A 15,705-nucleotide genomic window follows, 5' to 3' on the forward strand; every position below is an offset into this window, starting at 1 on the left:
CTGGCGGGGGTCGAGGCGACCGGCCGTCGTCCCCACCGCCCCACCCACCGTCCGCGTGTTCGTCCCTGGCGCCGAGCCCTTCGAGCGTTGAACGGGTGACGTCCGCACGCCCGCCTGCTCGTCCTCCTTGACGGATGCCGCGTGAATCTGGCACCTATGCACTCCACTCAGTAGCCTATATTCAATGGACTCCATGGACCTGCTGGCGCCCGAGGAACTCGAGCGCATCGAGCGTGAGAACGCGGGGGGACTGCCCGCGAACGCGATCCTGGAGATCTTCCGGCCGCGGGGCGTGAGGCTCTCGGAGGCGACGTTCCGGAAGTACGTCCAGGCGGGGCTCCTGCCGCGCAGCCGTCGCGTGGGCCGCAAGGGCAAGCACCAGGGCAGCCTGGGCCTCTACCCGGTGGAAGCGGTGCGGCGCATCAACGTCATCAAGAAGATGATGGCCGAAGGACACACCCTGGAGGACATCCGCCGCTCCTTCGTGTTCCACCGCAACCACATCGACCAGCTCCAACGGGACCTGTCCGAGGTGCTGGACGGGTTCCAGGAGGAGCTGGGAGGGCGGCCGCTGGGAGGAGAACGCAGGAAGTCACTCGAAGCCCAGTTGGCAACGCTGAGGCAACGGGCGCAGGATCTGGTCCGGGATGTCGCCCGGTTGGGCAGCGCCGTCACGGCGCGCGAAGACGAAATGCTCCGGCCGCAATAGGATGCCCCCCAGGGTCCTGTTGAACCGGATAGACTCCACACATCTGGAGGAATCATGTCGGAAGTGAAGCAGCTGCAGGAGGGCGAGGGGGGAGGGGTCGAGGAGGAGCTGCCCGCGGAACGCCGGCGCTCCAAGACCATGTCTCGCAAGGAGATGGCCCGCGACCTGCGCCGTCGCAGGCTCGCCGGTCAGCTGGACCCGGAAGAGGCGGAGACGCTCAAGCTCGTGGACGAGCAGCGGCCCCGCACGCGCGCCGACTGCATCAACGGGCCCCGTCCGTGTCTGTTCGTGTCCTGCAAGCACAACCTGTACCTGGACGTGAACCCGGAGACGGGCTCCATCAAGCTGAACTTCCCGGACAAGGAAATCACCGAGCTGGAGCACACCTGCGCCCTGGACGTGGCGGAGAAGGGTGGCATCACGCTCGAAGAGGTGGGGGAGATCATGAACCTCACCCGCGAGCGCATCCGTCAGGTGGAGACGCGCGGCCTGATGAAGCTGCGTGAAGCCGTCGACGAAGAGCCGCCCGTGTCCGCTCGCAAGCCCTGAGGTCGGGCCCGTGTGTCGTGTCGCCGCTGGGGTGACGTGTTGCGTTGACACCCCAGGGGGTGGTTGCTAGGACCCGCGCCACCCCACCCGCACCCCGAGGCGCACACGTGCTGGCTCTCCTGAGCGTTTCCGACAAGCGCGGTCTGGTTCCCTTCGCCCAAGGCCTGGTCCGGCTGGGCTACCGACTGCTCTCCACCGGCGGCACCCTGGAGGCCCTCAAGGCCGCCAGCATCCCCGCCACCCAGGTGTCCGAGCACACGCAGAGCCCTGAGATCCTCGGCGGCCGCGTGAAGACGCTCCACCCCCGCATCCACGGCGGCATCCTCGGCCGGCCCGACATGGAGAGTGACCGGGCGGAGATGGCGGCGAACCGCATCGAGCCCATCTCGCTGGTGGTCGTGAACCTCTACCCGTTCCGCAAGACGGTGGCGTCGGGCGCGGGCGAGGACGACGTCATCGAGAACATCGACATCGGCGGGCCGGCGATGGTCCGCGCGTCGGCGAAGAACTTCAAGCACGTGGCCGTGGTGGTGGACCCGGACGACTACCCGGCGGTGCTCGCGGAGATTGAAGGCCACAAGGCGGTGGGGGAGGAGACGCGGCGCCGGCTGATGCGCAAGGCGTTCGCGCACACGGCCGCCTACGACGCCTCCATCTCCGGGTGGCTGTCGGGCGAGGCGCAGGAGCCTTTCCCCCAGGAGCTGTCGCTCGCGTTCCAGAAGGTGCAGGGGCTGCGCTACGGGGAGAACCCGCACCAGCGCGGCGCCTTCTACCGCGAGTACCAGACGCCGAAGGAGCCGTCGGTGGCGTTCGCGAAGGTGCTCCAGGGCAAGGAGCTCTCGTACAACAACATCCTGGACCTGGACGCGGCCCTGGGGCTCGTCCTGGAGTTCCCGGAGAAGCCCTGCGCGGTGGTCATCAAGCACAACACCCCGTGCGGCGTGGCGGTGGACGACGTGCTGGAGCGGGCCTACCGCACCGCCCGGGCGGTGGATGAGGTGTCCGCCTTCGGAGGCATCGTCGCCTTCAACCGCGAGGTGGACGAGGCCGTGGCGAAGGCCATGGCGGAGACGTTCCTGGAGGCGGTCATCGCGCCGTCTTACTCGGCCGCGGCGCTCCAGGTGCTCGCGGGCAAGAAGAACCTGCGCCTCCTGGAGGCGGGCCCGGAGCTGGCGTCCCCCACGGCGCGGCCGCGTCCCCAGGTGGATGCGCGGAGCGTGTCGGGAGGCATGCTGCTGATGGACCGCGACGCGGTGGAGCCGCCGCTGGAGTGGAAGGTCGTCTCCAAGCGCGCGCCCACGCCGGAGGAGGAGCGGGCGCTGCGCTTCGCCTGGAAGGTGTGCAAGCACGTCAAGAGCAACGCCATCGTGTTCGCGGCCGGGCACCAGCTGCTCGCCCAGGGCGGCGGCCAGACGAACCGGGTGGACTCGGTGCGCATCGCGATGACGCGTGGCGGCGAGGCCCTGAAGGGCAGCGCGGTGGCCTCGGATGCCTTCTTCCCCTTCCGGGACGGGCTGGACGAGGCGGCCCGGGCAGGGGCCACGGCGGTCATCCAGCCGGGCGGTTCCGTCCGGGACCCGGAGGTGATCGCCGCCGCCGACGAACATGGGATGGCCATGGTGGTGACGGGAGTGCGACACTTCCGGCACTAACTTCATGCGCATCGTCTGTCAGAAATGCGCGGCGGCCTACGCGATCGACGATCGGTTGATCTCGGCCAAGGGCGTCCGCGCGCAGTGTCCCCGCTGCCGTCACCTCCAGCTCGTGAAGCGGGAGGCGTCCGCCGCGTCCGTGACGGCCACCCCTGGCGAGGGTGCCGCTCCGCCCGTGCCGGGTCCCGAGCCGAAGAGCAACCCGGCCGCCCCCGCGCAGCCCCTCGCACGAGAGCCGAAGAGCAACCCGGCCGCCGCTGCACAGCCGCTCGCGCGGGAGCCGAGAAGCAATCCGGCCGCCCCTGCACAGCCGCTCGCAAGGGAGCCGAGGAGCAATCCGGCCGCCGCCGCGCAGCCGCTCGCGCGGGAGCCGAGGAGCAATCCTGCCGCCCCCGCGCAGCCGCTCGCGCGAGAGCCGAGGAGCAATCCGGCCGCCGCGTCCGCGCCCCGGAGTGCTCCCGCCGCCCCCGCGGCTCGGAGCCCGGCGAAGGCGGCCCCGGCATCGGACCCCTTCGGGGACTTCGGTTCCATGCCGGAGCTGGGGCCACCGGGGAGCGTGGATCCCTTCGCGGATCTGGGCCCTCCCGAGCCTCGCGCCGCCGCGCCCGCGCGCGCCGAACCGGTCGCGAAGCCCGCGGCTCCGAAGCCCTCCGCGCCCGAGCCCGCGGCGGATCCGCTGCTCGACTTCCTGGGGCCGCCTCCCAGTGGCCTGGGCGCGGATGGGGCCTCCCCCCCGGCGCAGGCGTCCTCGCGTCCTCCTTCCGCGACGGCTTCCGGTGGCGTGTCGCTGGGCCGCATGTCCGCGCGCGCCCCGGCGCAGCAGGCCGCTGCGCCCGCGCAGGCCGAGACGCACGCGAACTGCCGCTCGTGCGGCAAGGCCCTGACGGACCCGTTCGACCAGGCGCTGGGCGTCTGTGACGACTGCCGGCACCGGAACGTTGGGGACCCCCGCGACGCCTCGGTGGTGGTGGAGCCAGAGCCCCAGGCTCCTGCCCCGTCCTCTTCCGGAGCGGGCAGAGCGGGGTCGGGGGACGTCGAGCTGCCGATGCTCAGCAACCTGGACCCCTCCGCCGCGTCGTCCGGAGGAGACCTGGACCTCTTGGGAGGCGCGCAGGCGTCGGGCAACGAGCCCCGGCTCGCGGGCGCCACCGCGCTGTCGCCGGACTCGCGCATCAGCTCGGTGAAGCCCGCGCGCACCTCGCACCTGACGGCCGCGCCGGTCCGCAGCGCCCATCGCGAAGGCTCGGGCGGCGGCTTCCGGTCGCTGGCCGTGGGCCTGCTCGTGCTGGTGCTCCTCGGGGGCGGCGCGGCGGGCTACTTCCTCGTCTACAAGCCCCGGCAGGAGGCGGCGCTCAAGGCCTCCCGTGCGCAGGGGCCCGCGCCCGTGTCGCCGGAGGTGCTGGCGGCGGTGGGCAGGTGGAAGCTCCAATTCCTGGAGCTGAGCGGCACCAGCGCGGAGCACCTCGCGGAAGGGCAGCAGCAGCTCGCCAAGGACCAGCGCGTCGCGTACGCGGAGGCCGAGGAGTCCTTCCAGCAGGCGTTGCTCCTGGACCCGCGCAGCACCGACGCCATCACAGGCTACGTACAGGCACTGGCGCTCGGGCGCGGTCCCGGCATGGACGACAACTCCTTCCAGGAGGCGCGCGAGCTCATCCAGGCCGCCGAGTCCACCGCCGGCAAGCTGCCCGGGTTGCTCGTCGCGCACGCGAACCTGCTGCTGTCGCGCGCGCATCAGTCCAGTCACCTGGAAGAGGCGAGCCAGTTGGCGGACGCGGCCCGGAGGCACCCGGACGCCACCGACGCGCAGAAGGCGGAGGCCTACCTGGTGCTGGGCCGCGCCAAGGTGGCCACGTCGCGCGAGCTCGCGAACAAGGACTTTGACGAAGCCCGCAGGCTCGCGCCCAAGCTCAAGCGCGTGGACTACTACAGCGCGCTCGCCCACGAGGAGGCCGGCCAGTACGGGCTCGCGCTCAAGCTGCTGGGCCGCCGGCTGGAGCTGGATCCGCAGGACTGGGACAGCCTGGAGGCGTCCGCCCGCATCTACGTGGAGGTTGGCGAGACGGACCGCGCGCGCAAGCTGTACGAGGACCGCGCGAAGGCGAAGGGCAAGTCGGGCGACATGCGCAGCACGCTCGCGCTGGCCGTCCTGCGCTACCAGGCGGAAGGCAATGCGCGCGATGCGGTGCGCGAGCTGCGCGCCCTGGCGAAGGGCGTGTCCCGCTATGGCCCGCGGGACGCGTCGGAGATCTGGGTCCACCTGGCCGCGGCGGAGCGCACCGCGGGCAACGCCGACAACGCCGTGAAGGCCGCGGACGAGGCCCTGAAGGTCGTGCCGGCGCTGCCGGAGGCCCACCTGCAGCTGTTCCTGGTGGCGCTCGCGGGCAAGGACGTGCCCAGGGCGCGCGAGCACCTGAAGGGCTTCCAGGGACGGCTGGAGGACCCCGCGCTGGAGCAGGTGCTGGAGGGCCGGGTGCTGCTCCTGGAGCAGAACCCGGCGGGAGCGCAGGAGCGCTTCCTCGCCGCGGTGAAGGCCGACCCGCGCCGCCTGGACGCGCAGCTGCTCGCGGGCGTGGCGGCGGCCACCGCGAAGAAGCGCGAGGAGTCCTTCCGCCTGTTCTACCCCGTGTTGGAGGCGCGCATCTTCGACCCGCTGCACCCGGTCCCCCGTCCCGCGCTGACGCGCTTCTGGCTGCGGCCCGGCGACACGCTGGCCGGCGTGGAGAACGTGGTGCAGGACCTGGGCGGACGTCCGGACGACGTGCAGCCCCTGCTGTACGAGGGCCTCGTGCGCTTCCACCAGGGGGACCGGCAGGGCGCGGAACGCCTGCTGCGCCAGGTGGTGGAGACGGGCACGAACAACGGCGCCGCGCAGGCCTACCGCTCGCTCATCGCGCTGGACGCGAAGCCGGCGCAGGCGCTGGATCTCGCGGAGAAGGCCATGGCCCTCGAGCGCAGCCTGCCGGTGGCGCGCCTGTCGCTGGGGCTCGCGCTGGCGGCGGCCGGAGACGTGGAGCGTGCGAAGCGCGCGGTGCGCTCCGTGCTGGAAGTGGCGCCGAAGATGCTGTCCGCGCAGACGAAGCTGGCGGAGCTGGAGCTCGCCGCGCGACCGGAAGTCGCGCGCGAGATGCTGGAGAAGGTGGTGGGGCTGGACTCCTCCTGCTTCCCCGCCAAGAAGCTGCTGTTCAAGCTGGACGAGCGAGGTTGACGTGAAGGTCCTGTTGCTGGGGTCGGGCGGCCGCGAGCACGCGCTCGCATGGAAGCTGGCGCAGAGTCCCCGCCTGTCCCGGCTGATCTGCGGACCGGGCAATCCGGGCACGGCGCGGTGGGGCACCAACGTGCCGCTGCAGGCGGACTCGCCGGAGGCGGTGGTGTCGCTGGCGCGCCGCGAGGGCGTGGACCTGGTGGTGGTGGGGCCGGAGGCGCCGCTCGTCGCGGGCGTCGCGGACGCGCTGGCGCAGGTGGACATCCCGTGCTTCGGCCCCGTGGCCGCGGCCGCGCGCATCGAGGGCTCCAAGGCCTTCGCCAAGGAGATCATGGCGGAGGCGGGCGTGCCCACCGCGGCCTTCCGCGTCTTCACCGATGCGGCGGAGGCGGAGGCGTACGCCGTCCAGCAGGGCCGCATCGTGGTGAAGGCGGACGGGCTGGCCGCGGGCAAGGGCGTCATCGTCGCGCCGGATGCTGCGTCCGCACGCGACGCGGTGCGAGCCGTGGCGGCGCTCGGCCAGGCCGGCCAGCGGATGGTGCTGGAGGAGCTGCTGGAGGGCGAGGAGGTCTCGCTGATGGCCCTCTGTGACGGCGAGCGCTACGTGCTCTTGCCGCTGTCGCAGGACCACAAGCGCGTGGGCGAGGGCGACACCGGCCCCAACACCGGCGGCATGGGCGCGTACTGCCCGGCGCCGTTCCTCACCGACGAACAGCTCACGCGCGTGGGCGAGCAGGTCATCGCGCCGACGCTGGCCGTGCTGCGCAAGCGCGGCACGCCGCTGCGCGGGGTGCTGTACGCGGGGCTGATGCTCACGGCATCCGGTCCGAAGGTGCTGGAGTTCAACGCGCGCTTCGGGGACCCGGAGGCGCAGGTCCTGATGATGCAGTTGGATGAGGACGTGCTGCCGCTCCTGGACGCGTGCGCGAAGGGCACGCTGGAGCCCCGGACGCTGGCGCAGCACCCCGGCGCATCGGTGGGCGTGGTGCTGGCGGCGGAGGGCTACCCGGAGGCGCCGAAGAAGGGCCAGCGCATCGAGGGCCTGGAGGCGGTGCCGTTCAACGCCCCGGTGTTCCTGGCGGGCGTGGCGAAGCAGGACGGCGCGCTGGTGACAGCGGGCGGCCGCGTGCTGACGGTATGCGCGCGGGCGGATGACCTGGCGAAGGCGCGCGAGCGGGCGCTGGCATCGGCGGACCTGGTGCGCTTCGAAGGCAAGCACTTCCGCCGGGACATCGGCGCGCGGGGGCTTCGGGCGCGGCCGTGAAGCTGCTGGCGCGCTACCTGCTCAGGGAGCTGCTCGTCCCCCTCTTCGTGTGGGTGGCGTTCATGTTCCTGCTGCTGTTCGTGATGCAGTTCCTGCGCGGCACGGACGTGCTGCTGGGGTCGGCGGTCACGCTCGGGGACCTGAGCCGGCTCATCGCGTACCTCGCGCCGCACTTCCTGGTGATGGCGCTGCCCATCGCGTTCCTGCTGGCCATCCTGCTGGGCCTGGGACGGCTGGGCGAGGACCGGGAGCTGACGTCGCTCCAGGCCCTGGGCATCAGCCCGCTCCAGCTCCTGGCGGCGCCGCTGGGCGTGGGGCTGGCGCTGAGCGCGTTCATGGTGCTGCTCACGTCCACGGTGGAGCCCTGGGGCCTCACGGGCGTGAAGGAGCTGGTGGGCGAGGTCATCCAGAAGAACGTGGCGGGCGACGTGAAGTCCGGCGTCTTCTACGAGGACCTGAGCGACCTGACGCTGTACGCGCAGAAGGTGGCGCCCAACGGGGGAGGGTGGACGAACGTGCTCTTGCACGACGACCGCGACCCCAGCTCTCCGCTGTTGGTGCTGGCGCACAAGGGCCGGGTGGGCACGTCGGCGCGGGGCGAGGCGCTGACCATCGAGCTGATGCAGGGCGAGGTGCACCGCGCCAACCGCTCCGCCGTGGACGCCAGCGTCGTCGCCTTCGAGAAGGCGGAGATCAACGTGGGGCTGGGCGGGTCGCTGTCGCGGCGCAACCGCTTCCGCTCGCCCAAGGAGGAGCTGACGCCGGTGGAGCTGCTGGCGGCGGCGAAGGACGCGGAGGAGCGCCAGGATGATCCGCGGCCGTTCCTGATGGCGCTGCACAGCCGGCTGGGCAACGCGGTGGCGCCGGTGGCGTTCGCGCTCCTGGGCACGCCGCTGGCCATCGGCCGCAGGCAGGCGGGCCGGGCGTGGGGCTACCTCCTCACGCTGGGCGGCTACGTCCTCTACTACCTGCTGAGCCGCGCGTTCGAGCAGATGGGGCAGAAGGGCCAGATGCCCGTGCTCGTCGCGGGGCAGCTCGCCAACGTGCTGTTCATGGTGGTGGGCGCGGTGGCGCTGTACCGGGTGACGCGCTCGGGAACGGTGCGATGAGGGGCACGCTGTTCAGCTACGTGGTGCGCGCCTACGTGCGCTACACGCTGGGCATCCTCGCGGGCGTGGTGGCGGTGTTCCTGGTGGTGGACTTCGTGGACCGTGCGAAGGCCTACGGGGGCGAGGGCTGGGTGTGGGACGTGCTCAAGCTCTACGGCTACAAGGCGCTGGTGACGGTGCAGCAGTTGGGGCCGGCGGCGCTGCTGCTGGCGGCGGGCACCACGGTGTCGGCGCTGCGCAAGAAGGGCGAGGTGACGGCGCTCAGGGCGCTCACCTTCGGGCCGGCGGCGCTCTACCTGCCGGTGGGCCTGTGCGCGCTGGTGGCGTGCGTGGGCCTGGTGCTGTTCGACGAGACGGTGGCCGCGAGGGCGGGCCGGCGCGTGGATGAGATCACCACGCAGCGCTTCAACCGGTGGGGCGACTGGCGCCTGTATTACACGCCGAAGCAGTGGTTCCGCCGGGGCGACACCATCTTCTTCCTGCGAGGTGGCAACCCGCAGGAGGGCTTCGAGAACGTCTCCATCTTCACGCTGACGCCGGAGTTCAAGCTGCGCCGTCGCGTGGACGCGGTGCGGATGCGCTCGCTCCAGGACACGCGCTGGGAGCTGACGGACGTGGTGGAGCGCACCTTCACGGAGGACGGACGCACGACGGTGCGGCAGCAGCCGAGCGCCGAGTACGAGCTGGGCGTGGGAGCGACGACGTTCCGCATCCGCCCGGGTCGGCCGGAGCAGATGCGCCTGGGCGAGCTGCGAGAGCAGATTGGAGCGCGCGCGGAGGTGGGGCTTGCGACACGGGCCTTCCAGCTCGCGTGGCACAACCGGTTCGCGTACCCGCTGGCGGGGCTGCCCGCGGCGCTGCTCGCGGTGGGGCTCGCGCTGCGCACGAACCGGCGAGGACACCTGACGGCGGCCGTGGTGGAGGGCCTGCTCATCGCCGTGGCGATGTGGGGCCTGATGGTGGTGTCGCGCACGCTGGTGCTCACCGAACGCCTGGCGCCCGCGGTGGCGGCGTGGATGCCCACGACGCTGCTGACCCTGGTGGCCGCGGCCCTGTGGCTGCGCCGCGAAGGCCTGCTCTACCTGCCGCGCAAGCGAAGCGCGGCGAAGTAGAAGGGCGGTCCCAGGTGCGGAGGAGCCCCTCAGCCGCGCAGCAGTCGGCGCGTATGCCGGGCGAGCTGTCCCTCCTCGTCACTGGGCAGCACCCGCACGAGGCACGCAGCCCCTTCCGCTGAGATGACCTCCGCGCCCGAGTCATTCCGGCGCGGATCGAGCGTGATGCCCAGGTGGCCGAGCGTCGAACACACCCGCTGGCGCACCGTCACGCTGTTCTCACCGATGCCGCCCGTGAACACGAGCAGGTCCAGTCCCCCGAGCACCGCCGCGTACGCGCCCACCGTCTTGGCGATTCCGCGCGTGAAGACGTCCACCGCCAGCGCCGCCGGTGCATGGCCCGCCGCCGCATCGCGTGTGAGGGCCTGCATGTCGCTGGTGCCCTCCGACAGTCCCCGAAGCCCGGCGTCGTGGTTCACCATCGCTTCGAGCGCCGCCGCGTCCATCCCGCCCACCCGCATGAGGTACAGCAGCACGCCCGGGTCCAGGTCGCCCGTGCGGGTCCCCATGGGAATGCCACCCGTGGGCGTGAAGCCCATCGACGTATCGACGGAGCGGCCATGGTCGAGCGCCACGAGGCTCGCGCCGCTGCCCAGGTGCGCCACCACCGTGCGCGCGGGTACGGCAGGCTCAATCCTCGCGACAATGGACTCATACGACAGGCCATGGAAGCCATACCGCTGCACGCCCTGCTCACGCACCGAAAGGGGCAGGGGCAACGTCGAAGCGACAGCAGGCAGCGTGGCGTGGAACGCCGTGTCGAAGCAGGCGAACTGAGGCACCCCAGGGAAGCGCCGCGCCGCCGCCCGGATGAGCGTGAGCGCCGAGGGGATGTGCAGCGGCGCGAAGTGCGTCGCGTCCTCCAACGCCTTCAACACCTCTGGCGTCAGGGCCTGGTGCTGCCGCAGCCGGGGACCACCGTGCACCACGCGGTGTCCGATGGCCCGGGGCGGCTCCCCGCCCACTTCCTCCAGGTGCTGCACGGCCTCGCGAAAGGCGTCCTCCTGCGACGGATGCCGCACCTCCACCGCGCGCACCTGCCTGCCTTCACCGTCCTTCAGCACGAGCCGGCCCTGCTCCGCGCCGATGTGATTCGCGCTGCCCTTGAACCGCACGGTCTCCTGGCCCGCGTGCTCCGAGTAGAGCCCGAACTTCAGCGACGACGAGCCGCTGTTGATCACCAGCACGGCGCCGGAGTTGCTCATCGCGCGGTCCACTTCCAGTCGCGCACCTCGGGCATGTCCTCGCCGTGCTCCGACACGTAGAGCTTGTGCTGCTGGCGCACCTCGGAGAAGCGCTGCTCCGCGTCGTCCAGTCGGTGGCGCGCGGCGGAAGCGTGCCGGATGGCCGCCAGCGCCAGCGTGAAGCGATCCATGTCGTTGAGCACGGTCATGTCGAAGGGCGTGGTGGTGGTGCCCTCCTCCTTGAACCCGTGCACGTGGATGTTGTCGTGGTTGGCGCGGTTGTAGGTGAGCTTGTGCACGAGCGTCGGGTAGCCGTGGAACGCGAACACCACGGGCTTGTCCCGGGTGAACATGCGGTTGAATTCCTCGTCGTTCAGGCCATGCGGGTGGACGCTCACCGGGGCCAGCGTGAACACGTCCACCACGTTGACGACGCGCACCTTCAACTCCGGAGCCCACGCGCGCAGCACCGTCACCGCCGCCAGCGTCTCCAGGGTGGGCACGTCGCCCGCGCAGGCCATCACCACGTCTGGTTCGCCGTCGTCGTTGCCGGCCCAGTCCCAGATGCCGATGCCCGTGGAGCAGTGGCGGACGGCGCTCTCCATGTCCAGCCACACGGGCGACTGCTGCTTGCCCGCGATGATGAGGTTCACGTAGTCACGCGAGCGCAGGCAGTGGTCCGCCACGGACAGGAGCGTGTTCGCGTCCGGCGGCAGGTAGATGCGCACCGTGTCGGCCTTCTTGTTGGCCACGTGGTCGATGAAGCCCGGGTCCTGGTGGGAGAACCCGTTGTGGTCCTGCCGCCACACGTGCGAGCTGAGCAGGTAGTTCAGCGACGCGATGGGCTTGCGCCAGTGCAGCTCCTTCGCGGATTTGATCCACTTGGCGTGCTGGTTGAACATCGAATCGATGATGTGGATGAACGCCTCGTAACAGGAGAAGAGGCCGTGGCGTCCGGTGAGCAGGTAGCCCTCCAGCCACCCCTGGCAGAGGTGCTCGCTCAGGACCTCCATCACCCGGCCGTCGGCGGAGAGGTGCTCGTCGGTGGGCTCCTGCCGCGCGTCCCACGCCTTGCCGCTGACCGCGTAGACGTCCTGGAGCCGGTTGGAGGCGTTCTCGTCGGGCGCGAACAGGCGGAAGTTGCGGGTGCCCAGGTTGTGGCGCATCACGTCCCGCAGGTAGCCGCCCAGCACGCGCGTGGCGCTGACCTCCTTCGACCCCGGAGTGCCAGGGTCCACCGCGTAGTCGCGGAAGCCCGGCAGCACGAGCGGCACGAGGAGCTGACCGCCATTGGAGTGCGCGTTGACGCCCATGCGCAGCCTGCCCTTGGGCGCGACCTCCTCCAATTCCTCGCGCAGCGTGCCGTTCGCGTCGAAGAGCTCCCGGGGCCGGTAGCTGTGGAGCCACGCTTCGAGGATCTTCAGGTGCGCGGGGTTGGTGCGCACCTCGTCCAGGGGCACCTGGTGGGAGCGCCAGGTGCCTTCCACCTGCTTGCCATCCACCTCGTGCGGGCCGGTCCACCCCTTGGGGGTGCGCAGCACGAGCATGGGCCAGCGGGGGCGGGTGGCGTCCTGTTTCTCCCGGGCGTTGCGCTGGATGCGGAGGATTTCGGCGTAGAGCTCGTCGAGCACCGCCGCCATCCGCTGGTGCATCGTCTTCGGATCATCGCCCTCCAGGAAGTAGGGCGTGTAGCCGTAGCCGCGGAAGAGGGCCTCCAGCTCGTCCGGGTCGATGCGCGCGAGCACCGTGGGGTTGGCGATCTTGTACCCGTTGAGGTGCAGGATGGGCAGCACGACGCCGTCGGTGATGGGATTGATGAACTTGTTGGAGTGCCAGCTCGCGGCGAGCGGGCCCGTCTCCGCCTCGCCGTCACCGACGACGCAGGGGACGATGAGGTCCGGGTTGTCGAAGACGGCGCCGTACGCGTGGAGCAGCGAGTAGCCCAGCTCGCCGCCCTCGCTGATGGATCCGGGGACCTCCGGGGCGTCGTGGCTGGGGACGCCGTAGGGCCAGGAGAACTGGCGGAACAGGCGCTTCATGCCGTCGCGGTTGCGCTCGATGTTGGGGTACAGCTCCGTGTAGGAGCCCTCGAGGTACGTGTTGGCGATGATGCCGGGAGCGCCGTGACCGGGACCAATCACATACATCATGTTGGCCCGGTGCTGCCGGATGATGCGGTTCAGGTGCACGTAGATGAAGTTGAGGCCGGGCGTGGTGCCGAAGTGCCCGAGCAGGCGCGGCTTGATGTCCTCCACCATGAGGGGCCGCTCCAGGAGCGGGTTGTCCTTCAGGTAGATCTGCCCCACGGAGAGGTAGTTCGCCGCGCGCCAGTAGGCGTCGATCTTCTCCAGCTCGGCTTCACTCAGCGGTCCCGGCATCCGTGTCTTCCTCCGCGTGGAATGGTCGGGGGGACCAGACTCCAGCCGCTGAGCGCCGTGCAACGCCGCTGACGGGAAAAGTCAGACGCGTCGGGTTTCCGACAGCGATGGGACCTGGCGCCGGTGCCTCAGTGGGCGGCGGGGACGTCCACGGTGCTCGCGGGTGTGGAGGACTGCTTCACCTTGGGGAAGAACAGTCCAACGGCGAACGCGGCGGCCATCGCCGAGCACATGATCCAGAAGTTGATGCTGAGGCCGTGGTTCAGCGCGCCGCCGAGCGTTTCGAGGACGGCGGGGGACAGGCCGCGTCCGTGCTCGGGGCCGAGCAGCTCGGTGGCCGCGCTGACCGGGACGTTGGGGTCCTTCATGAGCTGCGTCACCATCACGCCGCCCATCGCGCCCACGCCGAGCGACCCGCCGATGGTGCGGAAGAACATGCTGCTGGCCGTGGCCACGCCGCGCAGCTCCCAGCCGACGCTCGTCTGGACCGCGACCATGGTGGCCATGGCGGAGAAGCCCAGGCCCACGCCGAACAGCGCCATGGCGATCTGCGGGACGAGCAGCGGCGCCCCGGGCTTGAGCATGAGCGCCATGAGCGCGGTGCCGACCGTGGCGAGGCCCAGCCCGCCGACGATGAGCGGCCGGAAGCCGATGCGCAGCATCAGCCTGCCGCCAATGACGCTCGCCAGCGGCCAGCCGACGATCATCGGCGTGATCATCCCGCCCGCCATCGTGGCCGAACCGCCGAGCACGCCCTGCACGTACAGTGGCACGTAGGTGGTGGCGCCGAACTGGGCGGCGGAGAAGAGGGCCCCCGCCAGCGAACAGATGGCGATGGTGGGAATCTTGAAGAGGCTCATCGGGATGATGGGCTCGGGGGCGCGCAGCTCCACGAACACGAACGCGGTGAGGAGCACGGCGGCGACGGGCAGGGCGAAGAGCGTGCGGCCGCTCCCCTGCACGCCGAACAGCAGGGCCACCACGCCCGCGCTCAGGAGCCCCGCGCCCGCGAAGTCGAGCCGGGCGCGTGCCTTGCGCTTCAGCTCTTCGTGGAAGAACACGGAGAGCAACGCCATGGAGGCCAGGCCGATGGGGATGTTGATGAAGAAGACCCAGTGCCACGTGAGGTGCTTCACGATGAGGCCACCGGTGAGCGGACCCGCGAGGCCGGCGATGCCCCACACCGCGCTGAACGCGCCCTGGACCTTCGCGCGCTGCTCCAGTGTGAAGATGTCGCCGACGATGGTGATGGCGATGGGCTGCATGGCCCCGGCGCCCAGCCCCTGGAGGACGCGGAAGGCGATGAGCATGCCCATGGACGTGGAGAGTCCACAGGCGACGGAGCTTGAGAGGAACAGCGCGCTGCCGAAGAGGATGATGGGCTTGCGGCCGTAGAGGTCCGCGAGCTTCCCGAAGATGGGCACGGTGATGGTGGACGACAGCATGTACGCGGTGAAGACCCACGCGTAGCTCTGGATGCCGCCCAGGTCGCTGACCACCGTGGGCATGGCGGTGGAGACGACGGTCATCTCCAGCGCGGCCACGAAGAGGCTCAGCGCGAGAGCAAGGGTGGTGAACGGTCGGTGGGTGGTGCGCATGGCGGCAGGTTCGGACCCTGGAGAAGAGGGGGCCTGACTAACGGGTGCCCGTCCAGGGCGCCAACGTCAAGCGCGGTGAAGACGCAGGAGGAGGGCGACCGCCCTGGATTCCGGGGCCTGTCCGGAAGGAGGGCAAGGTCGGCGGTGGAGGGACGAGGGGGGTGAGGTAGGGTCCAAGGGCCGCGCGAGGGCCGGGCACACGAATGAGCATGGATTCCAAGACGGTCGGGGGAGGGCGCTGGCTGACAGCAGTGACCGCGGTGTTGGGGCTCTACGCGGTGGGGCTGGTGCTGGCGGAGGCGGTGCTCCAGGCGGGTGCCATCCTGGCCACGGCGCTGGCCCTGGTGCTGGCGGTGACGAAGCGGCTGCGGCTGGAGAAGGACGTCCGGGCCTTCGTGGTGGCGAGCGTCACGCTGTGCCTGTGGCAGCTCCTGTCCCCGGCGGTGGCGCTGATGACGGGAGCGGCGGCGAAGTGGCCCAGGGGCGCGAGGTACGGGCAGGCGTTGGACACGGTGGCGGCGGCGGCGGTGGCGTGCATCGGGACGCTGGGGGTGCCGTGGGCGTTGTTGGGAGGCATCACCGCGGGAGGCTGGTTGCTGGCGGCGGCCCTGGGTTTCTTCCAGCACCGCGTGATGTGGCCATGGGAGCCGCCCGCGTTCCTGAAGCTGAACCTGTCGAGGCTGCACGAGAACTTCGGCACGGAGGAGTCCCCGAGATACGCGGCGGGAGGGTTCTTCTTCCACCGGCTGCGGTTCGCGCACGGCGCCATCGCGGTGCTGGGGCCGGCGCTGGCGGTGCTAGGGCGCTCCCGCGTGACACGGCAGCGGGTGCTGGCGGGGGCGGTGGTGCTGGGGTTGTTGCTGTCCATCTACGGCGCGTTCGCGAGGGCCGCGCTGGGTGCGGCGCTGGGCGGGTGCGTGCTGGCGCTGTTGCTGTTGTTGCTGTCTC

At 71.0% G+C, this 15,705-nt stretch carries 10 protein-coding genes and 1 pseudogene; 8 read left to right on the forward strand and 3 right to left on the reverse strand.

Annotation, left to right across the window (positions count from 1 at the left end; all coding sequences use genetic code 11):
* Positions 1-184: 184 nt before the first annotated feature.
* The 7 genes from D7V97_RS25745 (at position 185) to D7V97_RS25775 (ending at position 9,597) form a co-directional block, all read left to right on the forward strand.
* Positions 185-709, forward strand: coding sequence for a MerR family transcriptional regulator (locus D7V97_RS25745; protein ID WP_120613285.1), 525 nt, complete (start codon positions 185-187; stop codon positions 707-709).
* Positions 710-763: 54 nt separating this feature from the next.
* Complete coding sequence (locus D7V97_RS25750; protein ID WP_120613286.1) at positions 764-1,258, forward strand: sigma factor-like helix-turn-helix DNA-binding protein; 495 nt, start codon at positions 764-766, stop codon at positions 1,256-1,258.
* A gap of 107 nt (positions 1,259-1,365) precedes the next feature.
* Positions 1,366-2,910, forward strand: coding sequence for a bifunctional phosphoribosylaminoimidazolecarboxamide formyltransferase/IMP cyclohydrolase (gene purH / locus D7V97_RS25755; RefSeq protein WP_120613287.1), 1,545 nt, complete (start codon positions 1,366-1,368; stop codon positions 2,908-2,910).
* A gap of 4 nt (positions 2,911-2,914) precedes the next feature.
* Positions 2,915-6,115 carry a zinc-ribbon domain-containing protein gene (locus D7V97_RS25760; protein ID WP_120613288.1) on the forward strand — a complete coding sequence of 1,067 codons (3,201 nt, stop codon included), beginning with the start codon at positions 2,915-2,917 and terminating at the stop codon, positions 6,113-6,115.
* A 1-nt stretch (position 6,116) separates the two neighbouring features.
* Positions 6,117-7,376: a phosphoribosylamine--glycine ligase gene (purD, locus tag D7V97_RS25765; RefSeq protein WP_120613289.1), complete on the forward strand. Its 1,260-nt coding sequence runs from the start codon at positions 6,117-6,119 to the stop codon at positions 7,374-7,376.
* Positions 7,373-8,485 carry an LptF/LptG family permease gene (locus D7V97_RS25770; RefSeq protein WP_120613290.1) on the forward strand — a complete coding sequence of 371 codons (1,113 nt, stop codon included), beginning with the start codon at positions 7,373-7,375 and terminating at the stop codon, positions 8,483-8,485. The genes purD and D7V97_RS25770 overlap by 4 nt, the downstream gene beginning before the upstream one ends.
* Positions 8,482-9,597 carry an LptF/LptG family permease gene (locus tag D7V97_RS25775; protein ID WP_120613291.1) on the forward strand — a complete coding sequence of 372 codons (1,116 nt, stop codon included), beginning with the start codon at positions 8,482-8,484 and terminating at the stop codon, positions 9,595-9,597. The genes D7V97_RS25770 and D7V97_RS25775 overlap by 4 nt, the downstream gene beginning before the upstream one ends.
* 29 nt (positions 9,598-9,626) lie before the next feature.
* On the opposite strand, the gene D7V97_RS25780 is transcribed toward D7V97_RS25775, so the two are convergent.
* From D7V97_RS25780 to D7V97_RS25790, 3 genes are all read right to left on the reverse strand, one after another.
* On the reverse strand, positions 9,627-10,802 hold the full coding sequence (locus tag D7V97_RS25780) for an acetate/propionate family kinase (RefSeq protein ID WP_120613292.1): 1,176 nt from the start codon (positions 10,800-10,802) through the stop codon (positions 9,627-9,629).
* Complete coding sequence (locus D7V97_RS25785; RefSeq protein ID WP_255424837.1) at positions 10,799-13,204, reverse strand: phosphoketolase; 2,406 nt, start codon at positions 13,202-13,204, stop codon at positions 10,799-10,801. Before D7V97_RS25785 ends, D7V97_RS25780 begins: the two co-directional genes overlap by 4 nt.
* An 83-nt stretch (positions 13,205-13,287) precedes the next feature.
* The gene (locus D7V97_RS25790; protein WP_120613294.1) at positions 13,288-14,757 is read right to left on the reverse strand and encodes an MDR family MFS transporter; all 1,470 of its coding nucleotides are present in this window, start codon (positions 14,755-14,757) and stop codon (positions 13,288-13,290) included.
* 209 nt (positions 14,758-14,966) lie between these two features.
* Here D7V97_RS25790 and D7V97_RS25795 point away from each other — a divergent pair.
* Positions 14,967-15,705, forward strand: a pseudogene (locus tag D7V97_RS25795) (O-antigen ligase domain-containing protein); the annotation flags it as partial.

Source organism: Corallococcus sp. CA053C (genome assembly GCF_003611675.1).
Taxonomy (GTDB): Bacteria; Myxococcota; Myxococcia; order Myxococcales; family Myxococcaceae; genus Corallococcus.

Coding starts and splice junctions, on each gene's coding strand:
- D7V97_RS25745 (WP_120613285.1), top strand. CDS start 185: ATGGACTCCATGGACCTGCTGGCGCCCGAGGAACTCGAGCGCATCGAG.
- D7V97_RS25750 (WP_120613286.1), top strand. CDS start 764: ATGTCGGAAGTGAAGCAGCTGCAGGAGGGCGAGGGGGGAGGGGTCGAG.
- D7V97_RS25760 (WP_120613288.1), top strand. CDS start 2,915: ATGCGCATCGTCTGTCAGAAATGCGCGGCGGCCTACGCGATCGACGAT.
- D7V97_RS25775 (WP_120613291.1), top strand. CDS start 8,482: ATGAGGGGCACGCTGTTCAGCTACGTGGTGCGCGCCTACGTGCGCTAC.
- D7V97_RS25780 (WP_120613292.1), bottom strand. CDS start 10,802: ATGAGCAACTCCGGCGCCGTGCTGGTGATCAACAGCGGCTCGTCGTCG.
- D7V97_RS25790 (WP_120613294.1), bottom strand. CDS start 14,757: ATGCGCACCACCCACCGACCGTTCACCACCCTTGCTCTCGCGCTGAGC.